The organism is Pseudarthrobacter naphthalenicus, from assembly GCF_029076445.1.
Taxonomy (GTDB): domain Bacteria; phylum Actinomycetota; class Actinomycetes; order Actinomycetales; family Micrococcaceae; genus Arthrobacter; species Arthrobacter naphthalenicus.
In genome coordinates this window covers 83,457-98,760 of record NZ_JARESG010000017.1, presented here as the reverse complement: position 1 = coordinate 98,760, position 15,304 = coordinate 83,457, and the positions used below count along the sequence as shown (strand labels likewise).

The window sequence follows — 15,304 nt, the reverse complement described above, 5'->3', positions numbered from 1 at the left end:
GAACCCCGAACGATTCCACCAGCGCCCCATCACACCAGCCCCCGCCAGCCACGCCGGAATCAACCTTCCCGCAACAAAAACACCCACACAACAAACCCAATGACTCCACACAGCTTGACAATCTGCGGAAAACCGGCAACGCTCTCTCACTTTCCTGAAGAAAGTGAGAGAGCGTTGCCGGAAAAGGCGCATTAAGTGAGAGAGCGTCGGCAGGTTAGTTCGCGTAGTCCCTGACGCCGGCAAGCTCGGCTTCCAGCGCCACCAGCTGGCGTTCGACGGCGGCCGGCGCGGTGCCGCCCTGGGAGTTGCGGCTGTTGAGCGAACCTTCGGTGGACAGGACCGTGCGGACCTCTGGGGTCAGGTGCGCCGAAATGGCCGCGTATTCTTCATCCGTCAGGTCCCACAGCTCCACGTCCCGGCTCTCGGCCTGCTTGACCGCCGCGCCGGAGAGCTCGTGCGCCTCCCGGAACGGCACGCCCTGCCGGACCAGCCATTCGGCAATGTCCGTAGCCAGCGCAAAGCCCTGCGGTGCCAGAGACTCCATCCGCTCCGTGTTGAACTTGAGCGTCGCGATCATGCCGGAGACGGCCGGGAGCAGCAACTCCAGGGTGTCCGCGGCGTCGAAGACCGGCTCCTTGTCCTCCTGCAGGTCGCGGTTGTACGCGAGCGGCAGGCCCTTGAGCGTGGCAAGCAGCCCGGTCAGGTTGCCGATCAGGCGCCCCGCCTTGCCGCGGGCCAGCTCGGCCACGTCCGGGTTCTTCTTCTGCGGCATGATCGAGGAGCCGGTGGAGTAGGAATCGTGCAGGGTCACAAAGGAAAACTCCTTCGTGGCCCACAGGATAACTTCCTCCGAAACGCGGGACAGGTCCACCCCGATCATGGCCGTCACCCAGGCGAACTCGGCAAAGACATCGCGCGAAGCGGTGCCGTCGATCGAGTTGTGGGTTGCGGAGAAGAAGCCCAGGTCCGCGGCCACTGCTTCCGGGTCCAGGCCCAGTGAGGAGCCCGCCAGGGCACCGGAACCGTACGGCGAAACACCGGCGCGTTTGTCCCAGTCCTGAAGCCGCTGCACATCGCGCAGCAGCGCCCAGGCGTGCGCCAGGAGGTGGTGGCTGAGCAGGACCGGCTGGGCGTGCTGCAGGTGGGTGCGGCCGGGCATGGCCACACCCTGGTGCGCCTTGGCCTGATCCACCAGCGCCTCGATGGTTGCCAGCACGCCGCCGGCAATGATCCGGGCATGGTCGCGCAGGAACATCCGGCCCAGGGTGGCCACCTGGTCGTTGCGGGACCGGCCCGCACGCAGCTTGCCGCCCAGCTGGGTGCCGGCGCGCTCGATCAGCCCGCGTTCCAAGGAACCGTGCACGTCCTCATCGGACTCCGCCGGCAAGTACGCGCCGGAGGCAACGTCATCGTCCAGCCGGGCCAGCGCGTCGAGCATGCCGTCGAGCTCGGCGTCATCCAGCAGCCCGGCCTTGTGCAGCACGCGGGCGTGCGCCTTCGACCCGGCAATGTCGTAGCGGGCCAGCCGCCAGTCAAAGTGCGTGGACTTGCTCAGCGCCGCGAGGGCGTCGGCGGGGCCGCCGGCGAACCGGCCGCCCCACAGCGCACCCGTATTGGTCGCCTCCGATTTGTGCTCAGCCACAGGGGCTACTTTCCTGCGACGCGGATGTCGCGGCCGGAGGCCACCTTGGCGGACATGCCCCAGAGCTCGATGAAACCGCGCGCCATGGACTGGTCGAAGGTGTCGCCGGTGTCGTAGGTGGCGAGGTCGAAGTCGTACAGCGAGGTCTCGGAGCGGCGTCCGTTGACCACTGCCTGGCCACCGTGCAGGGTCATGCGGATGTCACCGGTGACGTACTTCTGGGTGTCCTCGATGAAGGCGTCCAGGGAGCGCTTGAGCGGTGAGAACCACTGGCCGTCGTACACCAGCTCGGCCCAGCGCTGGCCAACGGTGGCCTTGAAGCGGGCCTGCTCGCGCTCCACGGTGATGTCTTCGAGGTGTTTGTGCGCGGTGATCAATGCCATGGCACCGGGTGCCTCGTAGATCTCGCGGGACTTGATGCCCACGAGGCGGTCCTCAACGACGTCGATGCGGCCCACGCCCTGGGCGCCGGCGCGGCGGTTGAGTTCCTTGATGGCCTGCAGCGGGGTGACCCGGACGCCGTCGATCGCTACCGGCACGCCGGCTTCGAAGGAGATGGTGACTTCATCCGGGGCCGGCGGGAATTCCGGCGTGGCGGTGTAGTCGTAGATGTCCTTGGTGGGGGCGTTCCAGATGTCTTCCAGGTAGCCGGTTTCGACGGCGCGGCCCCAGACGTTCTGGTCGATCGAGTACGGATTCTTCTTGGTGGTCTCGATCGGCAGTCCCTTTTCCTCGGCGAAGGCGATGGCCTTGTCGCGGGTGAGGGCGAGGTCGCGGACCGGGGCAATGCACTTCAGGTCCGGCCCGAGCGTCTGGATGCCCACTTCGAAGCGGACCTGGTCGTTGCCCTTGCCGGTGCAGCCGTGGGCCACGGTGGTGGCGCCAAACTCGCGGGCGGCCTTGACCAGGTGCTTGACGATGACGGGGCGGGAGATGGCGGAGACCAGCGGGTAGTGGCCCTGGTAGAGGGCGTTGGTCTTCAGGGTGGGCATGCAGTACTCGTTGGCGAACTCGTCGGAGGCGTCGGCCACGTAGGCTTCGACGGCGCCGCAGCCCAGGGCGCGCTGGCGGATGGTTTCCAGCGACTCGCCGCCCTGTCCGACGTCGACCGCCACGGCGATGACCTCGGCGCCGGTGGCTTCACCGATCCAGCCGATGGCTACGGAAGTATCCAGGCCACCGGAGTAGGCCAGAACAATACGCTCAGTCACGAAAATGCTCCTTAGTTGTTTGGTTCTTGGTTTGTCTTCAAGTTTATGGGGCGAAAACTATTGCGCCGCGTCCTCGGCCAGCTGCAGGAACCGGGCGGCCAGGTCCTGGCCGCCCTGCGGATCCCGGGACACGAGCAGCACGGTGTCATCACCGGCGATGGTCCCCAGGATGGACGGCATCACCGAGTGGTCGATGGCCAAGGCCAGGAAGTTGGCGGCACCCGGCGGGGTCCGGAGCACCGCGATGTTCGCCGATGCCTCCGCGGTGACCAGGAGTTCGCTGCACAGCCGGGCCAGCCGGGCGTCCAGGATTTCCTGGCTCACCCCGCTCTTGGCCGCCCGTTCGCCGCCTTCGCCGGGGACGGCGTAGACCAGCACGCCCTCCTTGCCGCGGACGCGGACAGCGCCGAGTTCCACCAGGTCCCGGGACAGGGTTGCCTGGGTGACCTGGACGCCGTCGTCCGCCAGCAACGCGGCCAGCTCCGCCTGGGAGCGCACCGATTCACCCGTCAGGATGGCCGCGATGCGGGCCTGGCGGGCGGTTTTGGTGGCCGGACTGGAGCCCGGCGCGGCGGACGGAACGGACACTAGAACGTGCTCTCCCCGGTGCCCTCAACCGGAGCGAGGCCCTCAACGAATGCCAGTCCGGACCGGTGCATCAGCCACGCCATCAGCGCCTTCTGGGCGTGCAGCCGGTTCTCGGCTTCGTCCCAGACGATGGACTGCGGCCCGTCGATGACACCGGCCGAAATTTCGTAGCCGCGGTATGCAGGCAGGCAGTGAAGCACGACGGCGTCATCCGCCGCGTGTGCCATCGCCGCCTCATCGACGGAGTACTCGCGGAACAGCTGCAGCCGGGCTTCCTTTTCCGCTTCCTGCCCCATGGAGACCCAGGTGTCTGTAGCGACGACGTCGGCATCCTCAAGGGCCGCTGCGGCGTCGGTGGTGACCAGCACGGACCCGCCGGTCTCCGCGGCGCGTTCCTCGGCGGCAGCGATAATTTCCGCCGCCGGAAGGTAGCCTTCGGGCCCGGCTATGCGGACATGCATGCCGGCGGTGACACCCGCCAGCAGGTAGGAATTGGCCATGTTGTTGGCGGCATCGCCAAGGTAGGCCATGGTCAGGCCCTTGAGCTCGCCCTTATGCTCTTTGACCGCCAGGAGGTCGGCGAGGAGCTGGCACGGGTGGTAGTCATCGCACAGGGCATTGATGACAGGCACCTTGGAGTTTTCCGCCATCGCCACCAGGCCTGCATGGGCACCGGTACGCCAGACGATGGTGGAGACCATCCGTTCCAGGACCTTGGCGGTGTCCTCCACCGATTCCTTGTGACCGATCTGCGCCTCGCCCGGGTTAATGATCAGCGCGTTGCCGCCCATGTCGGCGATGCCGGTGGCGAAGGACACCCGGGTGCGCGTGGACGTTTTGTCGAAGATGACGGCCACGGTCTTGCGGCCGTTACCCGCCGCCGCGAACGGCTGCACACTGTAGGGCGCCGCCTTCATCCGGACGGCCAGGTTGAGCACTTCAGCCTGTTCGGCCGGGCTGAGGTCGGTGTCCTTCAGGAAGTGGCGGGTGGTGGCGGGTGCTGCGGCGGCTGAAACTACGGGGGTCACTGAGCGTCCTTAGCTGTCTGGAGGAGGTCCGGGAGGGCGGCGAGGAAGGTGCCGGCCTGTTCGGTGGTGAGGACCAGCGGCGGGGCCAGCCGGATGGTGTGGGGGCCGGGGCTGTTGACGATGAAGCCGGCGTCGAGGCCGGCGGCCACCACGGCAGGTGCCACGTCGGCGTCCAGGTCGAAGCCGATCAGCAGGCCTTCGCCGCGGACTTCGGTGACGCCGTCCACATCGGCGAGCCCGCTGCGCAGGTACTCCCCCACCTTCGCGACATTTTCCAGCACGCGCTGACTTTCGAGGGCGTGCAGCGTGGCCAGGGCGGCGGCCGTCGCCACCGGGTTCCCGCCGAAGGTACTGCCGTGCTGGCCTGCGCCAAGGAGCGACGACGGCTGCTCCCCGAAGGTGATCAGCGCGCCGATGGGGAACCCGCCGCCGAGGCCCTTGGCCAGGGTGATGGCGTCCGGAACGATGCCGGCGTCCTCGCTGGCGAACCATTTGCCGGTGCGGCCGATCCCGGTCTGGACCTCGTCCAGTATGAGCAGGGCACCGGCTTTGGCGGTCGCATCCCGGGCTGCTTTGAGGTAGCCGGCGGGGAGCGGCCGGACCCCGGCCTCGCCCTGGATGGGTTCCAGGAAGACGGCGGCCACGGACTCGTCGACGGCGGCCTCGAGGGCTGCGACATCCCCGAACGGAATGTGGACCACGCCGCCGGGCAGCGGTTCGAAGGGTGCCCGGTAGGCTTCCTTCGCGGTCAGGGCCAGGGCACCCATGGTGCGCCCGTGGAAGGCACCTTCCAGGGCCACGATCTTGGTCCGGGGCGCGCCGCCGGGGCCGGTGTTGTTCCGCCGTGCCAGCTTGAAGGCGGCTTCGACGGCTTCCGTGCCGGAGTTGGCGAAGAACACCTTGGAGCCGGCCGGGGCGTGCGCCAGGGCCAGCAGCCTCTCGGCAAGTGCAATCTGCGTCGGGCTGGTAAAGAAGTTCGAGACGTGCCCCAAAGTGGCCAGCTGGCTGGAGATCACAGAGGTCACGAACGGGTTGGCGTGGCCGAGGGCGTTGACGGCAATGCCGCCGAGCAGGTCCAGGTATTCCTTGCCGTCCGCGTCCCACACGAGGCAGCCGGCGCCCCGGACCAGGACACGCTGCGGCGTGCCAAAAACGCCCATAAGGGAGGAGGAGTAGCGCGAAAGCCACTCAGCACCGCTGGTGTGGCCCGAGGTTTCCACCAGCTCGGCTACGGGGGTTTGCTGGAGCTCGTTCATGCGTTCACTTCCTCGTCAGGGACGACCTGCGTGCCGATGCCGGCGGTCGTAAAGGTTTCCAGGAGCATCGAGTGCGGCAGCCTGCCGTCCACGATGTGCGCACGCTCCACGCCGCCTTCGACGGCTTTGAGGCACGCTTCCATCTTGGGGATCATGCCGGACTCAAGGGACGGCAGGAGCCGGCGCAGTTCGGACGCCGTCAGGGAGGAAATGAGCGAGGACCTGTCCGGCCAGTCGGCGTAAAGGCCTTCGACGTCGGTGAGGATCACCAGTTTGGAGGCCCCGAGCGCTTCGGCCACGGCGGCGGCGGCCGTGTCCGCGTTGACGTTGAGGACCTGGCCCGTGGTCTGGACTTCACCGGCGGCCGTCTCCACGCCCTCTGATTCGATTTCCGGGGCCACGGTGGAGATGACCGGGATGCGGCCGGCAGCCAGGATGTCCCGGATGCCTTCGGGGTTCACACCCACCACTTCGCCCACCAGGCCCAGGTCCACCTCCTCGCCATCGATGACGGTTCCGGTGCGGACGGCCCGGAGCAGGCCGCCGTCCTCGCCGGACATGCCCACCGCGTAGGGTCCATGGGAGTTGATCAGGCCAACCAGTTCACGGCCCACCTGGCCGGTGAGGACCATCCGGACCACGTCCATGGCCTCGGGCGTGGTGACACGCAGGCCGCCCTTGAACTCGGATTCGATGCCCAGCCGCGCCAGCATGGCGTTAATCTGGGGGCCGCCGCCGTGAACCACCACCGGATGGATGCCCACGTGGTGCAGGAACACCACGTCCTCGGCGAACGCCCGTCGCAGCTCATCGTTGACCATCGCGTTGCCGCCGTACTTGATCACCATGGTGGTGCCGGCGAAGCGCTGGATCCACGGCAGTGCCTCGATCAGCGTGCCGGCCTTGTTTTGGGCATCGCTCATGGACGTGGTCTCACGGGTCTGGGTGTTCATGCTGAAGGTATCTCCAGGGTTGCTGATGGATCTAGCTTGAGTAGGCGCTGTTCTCTTCGACGTAATCGTGCGTGAGGTCGTTGGTCCAGATGGTGGCTTCGGTCTCGCCGGCCTGCAGGTCGATCTCCACCAGGACTTCACGGGGTTCCAGGTCCACCAGGTTGCGGTCGTCCCCGATACTGCCGTTGCGGCAGATCTGGATGCCGTTGATGGCCACGTTCAGCTGGTCGGGCTCGAACACGGCGTCCGTGGTGCCTACCGCGGACAGCACACGGCCCCAGTTGGGGTCCTTGCCGAAGATGGCCGCCTTGAACAGGTTGGACCGGGCCACGGAACGGCTGACTGTTTCAGCATCGCGCTCGGAGGCGGCGTTGAAGGTGCGGATGGCAATGTCGTGGCTGGCGCCCTCGGCATCCCCGATGAGCTTGCGTGCCAGTTCTGCACACACCTGGGTGAGCCCGGCACCAAATGCTTCGGCGGACGGGACGGCGCCGGACGCCCCGGAGGCCATCAGCACCACGGTGTCGTTGGTGGACATGCAGCCGTCCGAGTCAGCCCGGTCAAAGGTGACGCGCGTGGCGTCGCGGAGGACGACGTCGAGCATTTCCGCTTCAACCGACGCGTCCGTGGTGAGGACCACCAGCATGGTGGCGAGTCCGGGTGCCAGCATGCCGGCGCCCTTGGCGATTCCGCCGATGGTGAATTCCTGGCCGTCCGCATCAGTGCCGATGAACAGCGCAGATTTCGGCACGGAGTCCGTGGTCATGATGGCATTTCCGGCGTCGGGGCCACCGTCTGCACTCAGCGCGGCGGCGGCAGCCTCCACGCCGGGCAGGATCTTGTCCATGGGAAGCTGCTCACCGATCAGGCCGGTGGAGCACACGAACACGTCCGTGGCGGAAATGCCGAGAACTTTTGCGACCTTTTCCGCGGTGCTGTGGGTGTTCTGGAAGCCCTGCGGACCCGTGCAGGCGTTGGCGCCGCCCGAGTTGAGCACCACGGCGTCCACCCGGCCGTCCGAGACCACCTGACGGGACCAGTGCACAGGTGCGGCGGCCACTCGGTTGCTGGTGAAAACCGCGGCGGCGGACTTGGACGGGCCATCGTTGACTACCAGGGCGAGGTCCGGCTTGCCGGATGCCTTCAGGCCGGCGGTAACACCGGCGGCCCGGAACCCGAGGGGGGCGGTAACGGTCACGGGGCAACTCCCTGCAGGTTGAGGCCGGCCATCTCAGGCAGGCCAAGCGCAATGTTCATGGACTGCACGGCGCCGCCGGCAGTCCCTTTGGTGAGGTTATCAATGACGCAGGTCACGATCACGCGGCCGGTGTGCTCGTCAAAGGCCAGCTGCATAACGGCGTGGTTGGACCCCACCACGGACTTGGTGGTGGGCCACTGCCCCTCAGGGAGCACATGTACAAACGGCTCGTCGTCGTAGGCGTCGGCCCAGGCCTGGCGGAGTTCAGTCGCATTGGTGCCCGGCCTGGCCTTCGCGGTGGCGGTGGTCAGGATGCCGCGGCTCATCGGCGCGAGGGTGGGGGTAAAGGAAACGCTGACCCGCTCCCCCGCGGCGTTGGAGAGCCCCTGCTCGATCTCCGGGGTGTGGCGGTGTCCGCCGCCCACGCCGTACGGGCTCATGGAGCCCATGACTTCAGAGCCGATCAGGTTTACCTTCGCGGCCTTGCCCGCACCCGAGGTGCCGGACGCGGAAACGACCACAACGTCGTCGGGCTGGAGCAGTTTGGCGGCGAAGCCGGGCGTCAGAGCCAGCAGCGCCGACGTCGGGTAGCAGCCGGGGACGGCGATCCGGGTGGCGCCCTTGAGCGCGTCCCGCTGGCCCGGGAGTTCGGGCAGCCCGTAGGGCCAGGTGCCTGCGTGGGCGGAGCCGTAGAACTTTTCCCACGCGGCCGGATCTTCCAGGCGGTGGTCCGCGCCGGCATCGATCACCACAGTGCCCTCGGGAAGCTCCGCGGCGATCCCGGCGGACGCGCCGTGCGGGAGCGCCAGGAACACCACATCATGACCGGCAAGGTTTTCCACCGTGGTGTCTTCGAGGATGCGGCTGGCGAGACCGTGCAGGTGGGGCTGGAGTTCGCCGAGCCGGGTGCCCGCATTGCTGTGCGCGGTAATGGCCCCGATGGTTACGTCCGGATGGCCCGCGAGCAGGCGCAGAACTTCTCCTCCGGCGTAGCCGCTGGCCCCGGAGACGGCAACAGAAATAGTCATGGCCTCAATCTTACAGCAAAACTATTCAGTATGCCCGATATTTATGCACGCACCTCATGCGCGCCCAAGCCAGTTGGACACGTACCCGTAAGCTGGACTGAGGGTGATCCTGACCGTGCAGTCCGAATGTCGGCTGCAGCGTTGCCCGTTACTGTGACGAGGCCCCGCTTCATGTCCACCACCCTACACACCCCTGAACGTCCTCAATCGCGCGTCCGCAAGCCCAATGCCGTGGTCCTGAGTTACTCCGAGCTGCTCAAGGCCGTCAAGGCTGAAGGCCTGCTGGAACGCCGCGTCGGCTTCTATATCACCGTGTTCGCCAGCCTGGTCCTGCTGATGACGGCAGCCTGGTTCGGCTTCGCCCTGATCGGCGACAGCTGGTTCCAGCTCCTCATCGCCGCCGCCGTAGGCGTCCTGTGCACGCAGCTGAGCTTCCTGGCCCACGAGGCCGGCCACCGCCAGATCTTCGCCTCCCGCAGGGCCAATGACTGGACCGCACGCCTCCTGGCCACCTCGGTGGCCGGCATGAGCTACTCCTGGTGGGAGCAGAAGCACGGCGCCCACCATAACCACCCCAACGTCATCTCCAAGGATCCGGACATCGCTCCGGGCCCTATCGCGTTCCACACCGAAGCGGTGGCCGACCGGCAGGGCCGGTTCTCGTTCCTGACGCGCAAGCAGGGCTGGTTCTTCTTCCCCCTGCTGTTCCTGGTGGGCCTTGGCCTGCAGATCGATTCGGTCAGGTTTGTCTTCCGCCGCGCCAAAGTCACGCACCGGTGGGTGGAGCTGCCCATCCTGCTGGTCCGCCTCGGCGCACTGCCGGCCCTGGCTTTTACTTTCCTGCCGCTGGGCATGGCCTTCGCCTTCATCGGTGTGCAGCTCGCCGTGTTCGGCTTCTACATGGGCGCATCGTTTGCCCCGAACCACAAGGGCATGCCTGTCCTGCCCGCTGACAGCCGTGTTGATTTCTTCAGCCGCCAGGTCCTGACCTCCCGCAACATCTCCGGGGGCCGATTCATGGACATCCTGCTGGGCGGGCTGAACCGCCAGGCCGAACACCACCTCTTCCCGGACATGGCGCGCCCCCAGCTGGACAAGGCCGCCAAGATCGTCCGCGAGTACTGCACAAAGCACCAGGTTCCCTACACGGAAACCACCCTGATCCAGTCTTACGGCATCATTGTCCGTTACCTCAACAACGTGGGGCTCTCCGCCGGGCGCCACTTCGAATGCCCCATGGCAACGGTCACGCGCCGCTACTAAACTCCCCACCGGACTTCGCTGACGGACCACGGCATCCATAGGATGGTCAGAGAAAACGGCCCGGGAAATCCCCGCCCCGAGAGGAGACGTTCCATGCATGCAATCGTTGCCCGCCAGTCCGGAGGTCCGGAAGTCCTCGAGTACGCAGAGATTGAGCAGCCCACGCCCGGCCCGGGTCAGCTGCTGGTCAAGGTGGCGGCCACCGGCGTCAACTTCATTGAGACCTACCAGCGCGGCGGCATGTACAAGGTGACGTACCCGTTCACGCCCGGCTCCGAAGCCGCGGGAACCGTTGAGGCAGTCGGGGAGGGCGTTGAAGGCATTGCCGTGGGAAGCCGGGTGGCAACCGCCGAAGGCCAGGAATGCTATGCCGAATACACCGTCCTTGACGCGGCCAAGGCACTCCCCGTTCCCGAGGGGGTGGACCTCCACACGGCCGCTGCGCTCCCCCTGCAGGGCATGACAGCCCACTACCTCATCAATTCCTCCTTCCGGGTGGAGCCCGGCCACACGGTACTGGTCCACGCCGGTGCCGGCGGCGTCGGACTGCTCCTCACCCAGCTCCTGAAAAGCCGCGGAGCCCGGGTCATTACCACCGTCTCCACCGACGAAAAGGAACAACTCGCGAGGACCGCAGGCGCGGATGAGGTCCTCCGCTACGAGGGCTTCGCGGAAGCTGTCCGTGAGCTCACCAACGGCGTCGGGGTCAACGTGGTGTACGACGGCGTCGGGAAAGATACGTTCGACGGCTCACTTGCCAGCCTGCGCAGCCGGGGGTTCCTGGTCCTGTTCGGCGCTGCCTCCGGCGCCGTGCCGCCGGTGGATCCGCAGCGGCTTAATGCCGGCGGCTCGCTATCCCTGACGCGGCCCAAGCTCGCCGACTTCCTCGCCAACCCCCAGGAGCGCCTGTGGCGGTCCAGCGAAGTGTTCTCGGCCGTGGCGGACGGCAGCCTGAAGGTAAGGATCGGTGCGAGCTACCCGCTGGCCGAAGCGCAGCGTGCCCATGAGGACCTCGAAGGCCGCCGCACCACAGGCAAGGTCCTTCTGGTTCCCTGACCAGCGCCACGGACCCGGTGAACGGAAGGTGAACCTTCAACCAATTATGGACACTTTCCGTTCACCTGGGACGGGCATAATCCGACGGTGAGTGAGCATCTGCCTGACGTCGTGGAATCCCGGCCGCAAGAGTTGTACCGCCCCCAGCTGCCCGGCTTGCCCCTGGCCCCGCCCGAGCGGACCCTGATGGCTGTCCTGGAGGACTCGGCTGCCCGTTTCCCCGAGGCGTCGGCGCTCGACGACGGCAGGCAGTCCCTGAGCTACGCCGACCTGATGGCCGCCGTCCGGGCCAAGGGACACGGGCTGCAGGCCAAAGGACTCGGCGCCGGGCAGCGGATCGGCGTCCGCATTCCATCCGGGACGAACGAGCTCTACATTTCGATCCTGGCCATCCTTTATATCGGGGCCGCCTACGTGCCGGTCGACGCTGACGATCCTGAGGAACGTGCCCGGCTGGTCTTTGGCGAGGCCGGGGTCGCGGCAGTCCTCTCCGGCGGGGATGCAGTGACACTTACGGAAGCACCGCAGCCCGCAAACCGCGCTGAAGGCAGCCACGGCCCCGCACGCCGCCCGGCAGAGCCCGGCGACGACGCCTGGATCATCTTCACGTCCGGGTCCACCGGCACGCCCAAAGGCGTCGCCGTCCAGCACCGCTCGGCCGCAGCCTTTGTTGACGCCGAAGCCAGGATCTTCCTCCAGGAGGAACCCCTCGGCCCGCAGGACCGGGTGCTTGCCGGACTCTCCGTTGCCTTTGATGCCTCCTGCGAAGAGATGTGGCTGGCCTGGCGCCACGGCTCCTGCCTGGTGCCCGCCCCGCGCGCCCTCGTCCGGACCGGCACCGACCTCGGTCCCTGGCTCATCAATCACGGCATCACCGCGGTGTCCACCGTCCCCACCCTGGCCGCCCTCTGGCCGGCTGAATCCCTGGAGAACGTCCGCCTCCTGATCTTCGGCGGTGAAGCCTGCCCGCCCGAACTCGCCGAGCGACTGGCCGTTCCGGGCCGTGAAGTCTGGAACACCTACGGCCCCACGGAGGCCACGGTGGTGGCTTGCGCGGCCCCCCTGGGCGGACCCGGCCCCGTGCGCATCGGGCTGCCGCTGGACGGCTGGGACCTGGCCGTGGTGGACACCGACGGACTGCCCGTCGGCGAAGGCGAAATTGGCGAGCTGATCATCGGCGGAGTCGGGCTGGCCCGTTACCTGGACCCGGACAAGGACCGGGAGAAGTACGCGCCCATGCCGGCGTTCGGCTGGGAGCGCGCCTACCGGTCCGGCGACCTGGTGCGGTACGAAGCCGAGGGCCTGATCTTTATGGGCCGCGCTGATGAACAGGTCAAGCTTGGCGGACGCCGGATCGAGCTGGGGGAAATTGACGCGGCCCTGCAGGCCCTCCCCCACGTGGCCGGAGCCGCGGCCGCCGTCAAGACAACGGCGGCGGGCAACCAGATCCTGGTGGGCTATCTCGCCGCCGCGGATGCGGACCTGGACCTGGTGTCCGCCCGCGAACACCTGGCCGCCAGTTTGCCCGCCCCGCTCATTCCGCTGCTGACCGTGGTGGACTCGCTGCCCACCAAGACCAGCGGCAAAGTGGACCGCTATGCGCTGCCCTGGCCACTGACAGGCTCCGGTGCCGCTGACGCTGACGCCGCACCCTTGAACCTCCCCGAGGATGCCGCCTGGTTGGCCGAACGGTGGGCCGCCGTCCTCGGCAGCCCGGTAACAAGCCTCGACGCTGATTTCTTCGCCTACGGCGGTTCGCTCTCGGCCGCGCAGCTGGTCTCGGCCCTCCGGGTGCGCTATCCCACCATCACGGTGGCGGACATCTATGCGACGCCCAGGATCGGCGCTCTGATTGATACCGCCCGGCAGTCCCTCCCCGGGGGTGTGGCTGCCGGACCGGCTCCGGCCAGGACAGTCCGCCCCACAGCACTCAAGTCCCAGATCTTCCAGACGCTGATGGGTATTCCCCTCCACATCCTGGTGGGGATGCGCTGGCTGACGTACCTGATGGCGGCCAACAACCTGCTGTCCGCGTTCGCCGGCTTCAGCGCTGCCCCCACCGTCTCATGGTGGTGGGTGGCCGCGTCCTGGCTGGTGTTCGTCTCCCCCGCCGGCCGGATGCTGGTGTCCATCGCCGCCGCCCGGTTCCTGCTCCGCAAGGTGGTCCCCGGCACGTACCCACGCTCAGGCAAGATCCACCTGCGCCTGTGGCTTGCGGAACAGATCCAGGACCTGGCGGGAGCGATCAGCCTGGCCAGCGCGCCGTGGGTTCCGTACTATGCCCGGGCGTTGGGTGCCAGGATCGGCAATAACGTCCAGCTGCACTCGCTGCCTCCGGTCACGGGGCTGTTGTCCCTGGGCAGCGGTTCGAATGTGGAGCCCGAAGTGGATCTTTCCGGCTGGTGGATCGACGGCGACGTAGTCCACATCGGTGCCATCCGCATCGGCGCCGGTGCCACCATCGGTGCGCGCAGCACGCTGATGCCCGGCGCCTCGATCGGCGCAGGTGCCCAAGTGGAGCCGGGCTCGGCCGTTCTGGGCAAGGTGAAAGCCGGGCACCACGTAGCAGGGTCCCCCGCCGAGCGCCGGGGCAAGGCCAAGCACACCGTGCCGGAGATGCCTGTGGAACACCATCTGATCAGCCGGCTCTGGTTCGTCGGATTTTCGCTCGCCTCGGCCACCCTGGCCCTCATCCCCTACATCTCCGCGGCGGCCGCAGCCCTGGTGATCTTCGCGTTCATCAGGGGCAGCGACTCACTGTCGGCGGCGGTACCGCAGATCCTGCTCTCCCTTGCCCCGGCGGCCCTTGCCTGGTTCATGGTCAACCTCCTGCTGATCCTCGCCGCCACCCGGCTCCTGGGCATCGGCCTGAAGGAGGGCTACTACCGGGTCCGCAGCCGGATCGGCTGGCAGGTCTGGGCCACCGAACGGGTCCTGGACCTGGCCCGCGACCTGCTCTTCCCGGTCTACGCGAGTCTCTTTACACCTGTCTGGCTTCGCCTCCTTGGGGCCAAGATCGGCAAGAACGTTGAAGCGTCCACCGTCCTCCTCATCCCCAAGATGACCACGGTGGGCGAGGGCGCCTTCCTGGCGGATGACACCATGGTGGCCTCCTACGAGCTCGACGGCGGGTGGCTGCGGATTGCCCCTGCGAAGATCGGCAAACGCTCCTTCCTGGGCAACTCCGGCATGACCGCTGCCGGCAGGAACGTGCCCAAGAACTCGCTGGTGGCCGTGCTGTCCGCCACACCGGCCAAGGCAAAGTCCGGAACCTCATGGCTGGGCAGCCCGCCCGTGCGGCTCCGGCGAACCGCCATCGCCTCTGATGACACCCGTACCTACCAGCCCCCGCTGCGGCTCAAGTTCGCCCGCTGCCTGTGGGAACTGGGCCGCTTCATCCCCGTGGTGACCACGGTGGCCATCGCCGCGGGCGTGATGCTCGCCTTCGACTGGCTGGCTGACGCCTACAACTACGGGATCGCCGCCGCCGTGGGCGGGGTGGTCATGCTGATGGCCGGCGCGGTGGCCGCGGGCAGCGCCGTCGTCGCAAAATGGATCCTTGTGGGACGGATCCGTGAAGGTGAGCACCCGCTGTGGAGTTCGTTCATCTGGCGGAACGAGGTAGTGGACACCTTCATCGAAATGGTCAGCGCCCCTTGGTTTGCACGCGCAGCGACCGGAACCCCGGCCCTGGTCTGGTGGCTCCGGTCCCTTGGCGCAAAAATCGGCCGCGGCACGTGGTGCGAAAGCTATTGGCTCCCGGAAGCCGACCTCGTCACCCTCGGCCGGAATTCCACCGTCAACCGTGGATGTGTGGTCCAAACCCATCTCTTCCATGACCGGGTCATGAGCCTGGACACTGTTACGCTCGAAGACGGAGCAACCATGGGACCGCACGGCGTGATCCTGCCCCAGGCAAGCATCGGCAACGGTGGAACAGTGGGACCGGCGTCGTTGGTCATGCGGGGCGAATCGGTTCCGGCCGCCACCTACTGGATGGGCAACCCGGTCAGTCCCTGGAACGGCCCGGTCAAGCCTGCGACGGGTCCACGGTAGCCCCGCACCAGCCCGCCTGTCCCGC

General features: G+C 67.3%; 11 protein-coding genes. 3 read left to right on the top strand and 8 right to left on the bottom strand.

The features are described 5' to 3' along the window. Positions 1-214: 214 nt before the first annotated feature. Genes argH through argC form a run of 8 tightly spaced genes read right to left on the bottom strand, consistent with a single transcriptional unit; the run spans position 215 to position 8,904 of the window. Positions 215-1,642 (bottom strand): argininosuccinate lyase, encoded by a 1,428-nt coding sequence (argH, locus tag PY310_RS16215; RefSeq protein WP_275215493.1) that lies wholly within the window; start codon positions 1,640-1,642, stop codon positions 215-217. 5 nt (positions 1,643-1,647) lie between these two features. Continuing rightward, a complete protein-coding gene (locus tag PY310_RS16210; protein WP_275215492.1) occupies positions 1,648-2,853 on the bottom strand; it encodes an argininosuccinate synthase in 1,206 nt (401 codons plus the stop codon). A 57-nt stretch (positions 2,854-2,910) separates the two neighbouring features. Beyond that, on the bottom strand, positions 2,911-3,441 hold the full coding sequence (locus PY310_RS16205; RefSeq protein WP_275215491.1) for an arginine repressor: 531 nt from the start codon (positions 3,439-3,441) through the stop codon (positions 2,911-2,913). Continuing rightward, complete coding sequence (gene argF, locus PY310_RS16200) at positions 3,441-4,469, bottom strand: ornithine carbamoyltransferase (protein WP_275215490.1); 1,029 nt, start codon at positions 4,467-4,469, stop codon at positions 3,441-3,443. The genes PY310_RS16205 and argF overlap by 1 nt, the downstream gene beginning before the upstream one ends. Continuing rightward, positions 4,466-5,725 carry an acetylornithine transaminase gene (locus PY310_RS16195; RefSeq protein ID WP_275215489.1) on the bottom strand — a complete coding sequence of 420 codons (1,260 nt, stop codon included), beginning with the start codon at positions 5,723-5,725 and terminating at the stop codon, positions 4,466-4,468. Before PY310_RS16195 ends, argF begins: the two co-directional genes overlap by 4 nt. Further along, positions 5,722-6,678, bottom strand: a complete 957-nt coding sequence (argB, locus tag PY310_RS16190; RefSeq protein ID WP_275215488.1) for an acetylglutamate kinase — start codon at positions 6,676-6,678, stop codon at positions 5,722-5,724. The genes PY310_RS16195 and argB overlap by 4 nt, the downstream gene beginning before the upstream one ends. Positions 6,679-6,709: 31 nt before the next feature. Beyond that, complete coding sequence (gene argJ / locus PY310_RS16185) at positions 6,710-7,876, bottom strand: bifunctional glutamate N-acetyltransferase/amino-acid acetyltransferase ArgJ (RefSeq protein ID WP_275215487.1); 1,167 nt, start codon at positions 7,874-7,876, stop codon at positions 6,710-6,712. Then, positions 7,873-8,904, bottom strand: coding sequence for an N-acetyl-gamma-glutamyl-phosphate reductase (gene argC / locus PY310_RS16180; RefSeq protein WP_275215486.1), 1,032 nt, complete (start codon positions 8,902-8,904; stop codon positions 7,873-7,875). Before argC ends, argJ begins: the two co-directional genes overlap by 4 nt. Positions 8,905-9,075: 171 nt before the next feature. Here argC and PY310_RS16175 point away from each other — a divergent pair, with 171 nt between their 5' ends. From PY310_RS16175 to PY310_RS16165, 3 genes are all read left to right on the top strand, one after another. Further along, positions 9,076-10,167: a fatty acid desaturase family protein gene (locus PY310_RS16175; RefSeq protein ID WP_275215485.1), complete on the top strand. Its 1,092-nt coding sequence runs from the start codon at positions 9,076-9,078 to the stop codon at positions 10,165-10,167. 93 nt (positions 10,168-10,260) lie between these two features. Then, entirely contained in the window at positions 10,261-11,223 is a 963-nt protein-coding gene (locus PY310_RS16170; RefSeq protein WP_275215484.1) for a quinone oxidoreductase family protein, read from the top strand. Between the two features lie 186 nt (positions 11,224-11,409). Further along, positions 11,410-15,279 (top strand): Pls/PosA family non-ribosomal peptide synthetase, encoded by a 3,870-nt coding sequence (locus tag PY310_RS16165; RefSeq protein ID WP_275215499.1) that lies wholly within the window; start codon positions 11,410-11,412, stop codon positions 15,277-15,279. Positions 15,280-15,304 lie beyond the last annotated feature (25 nt).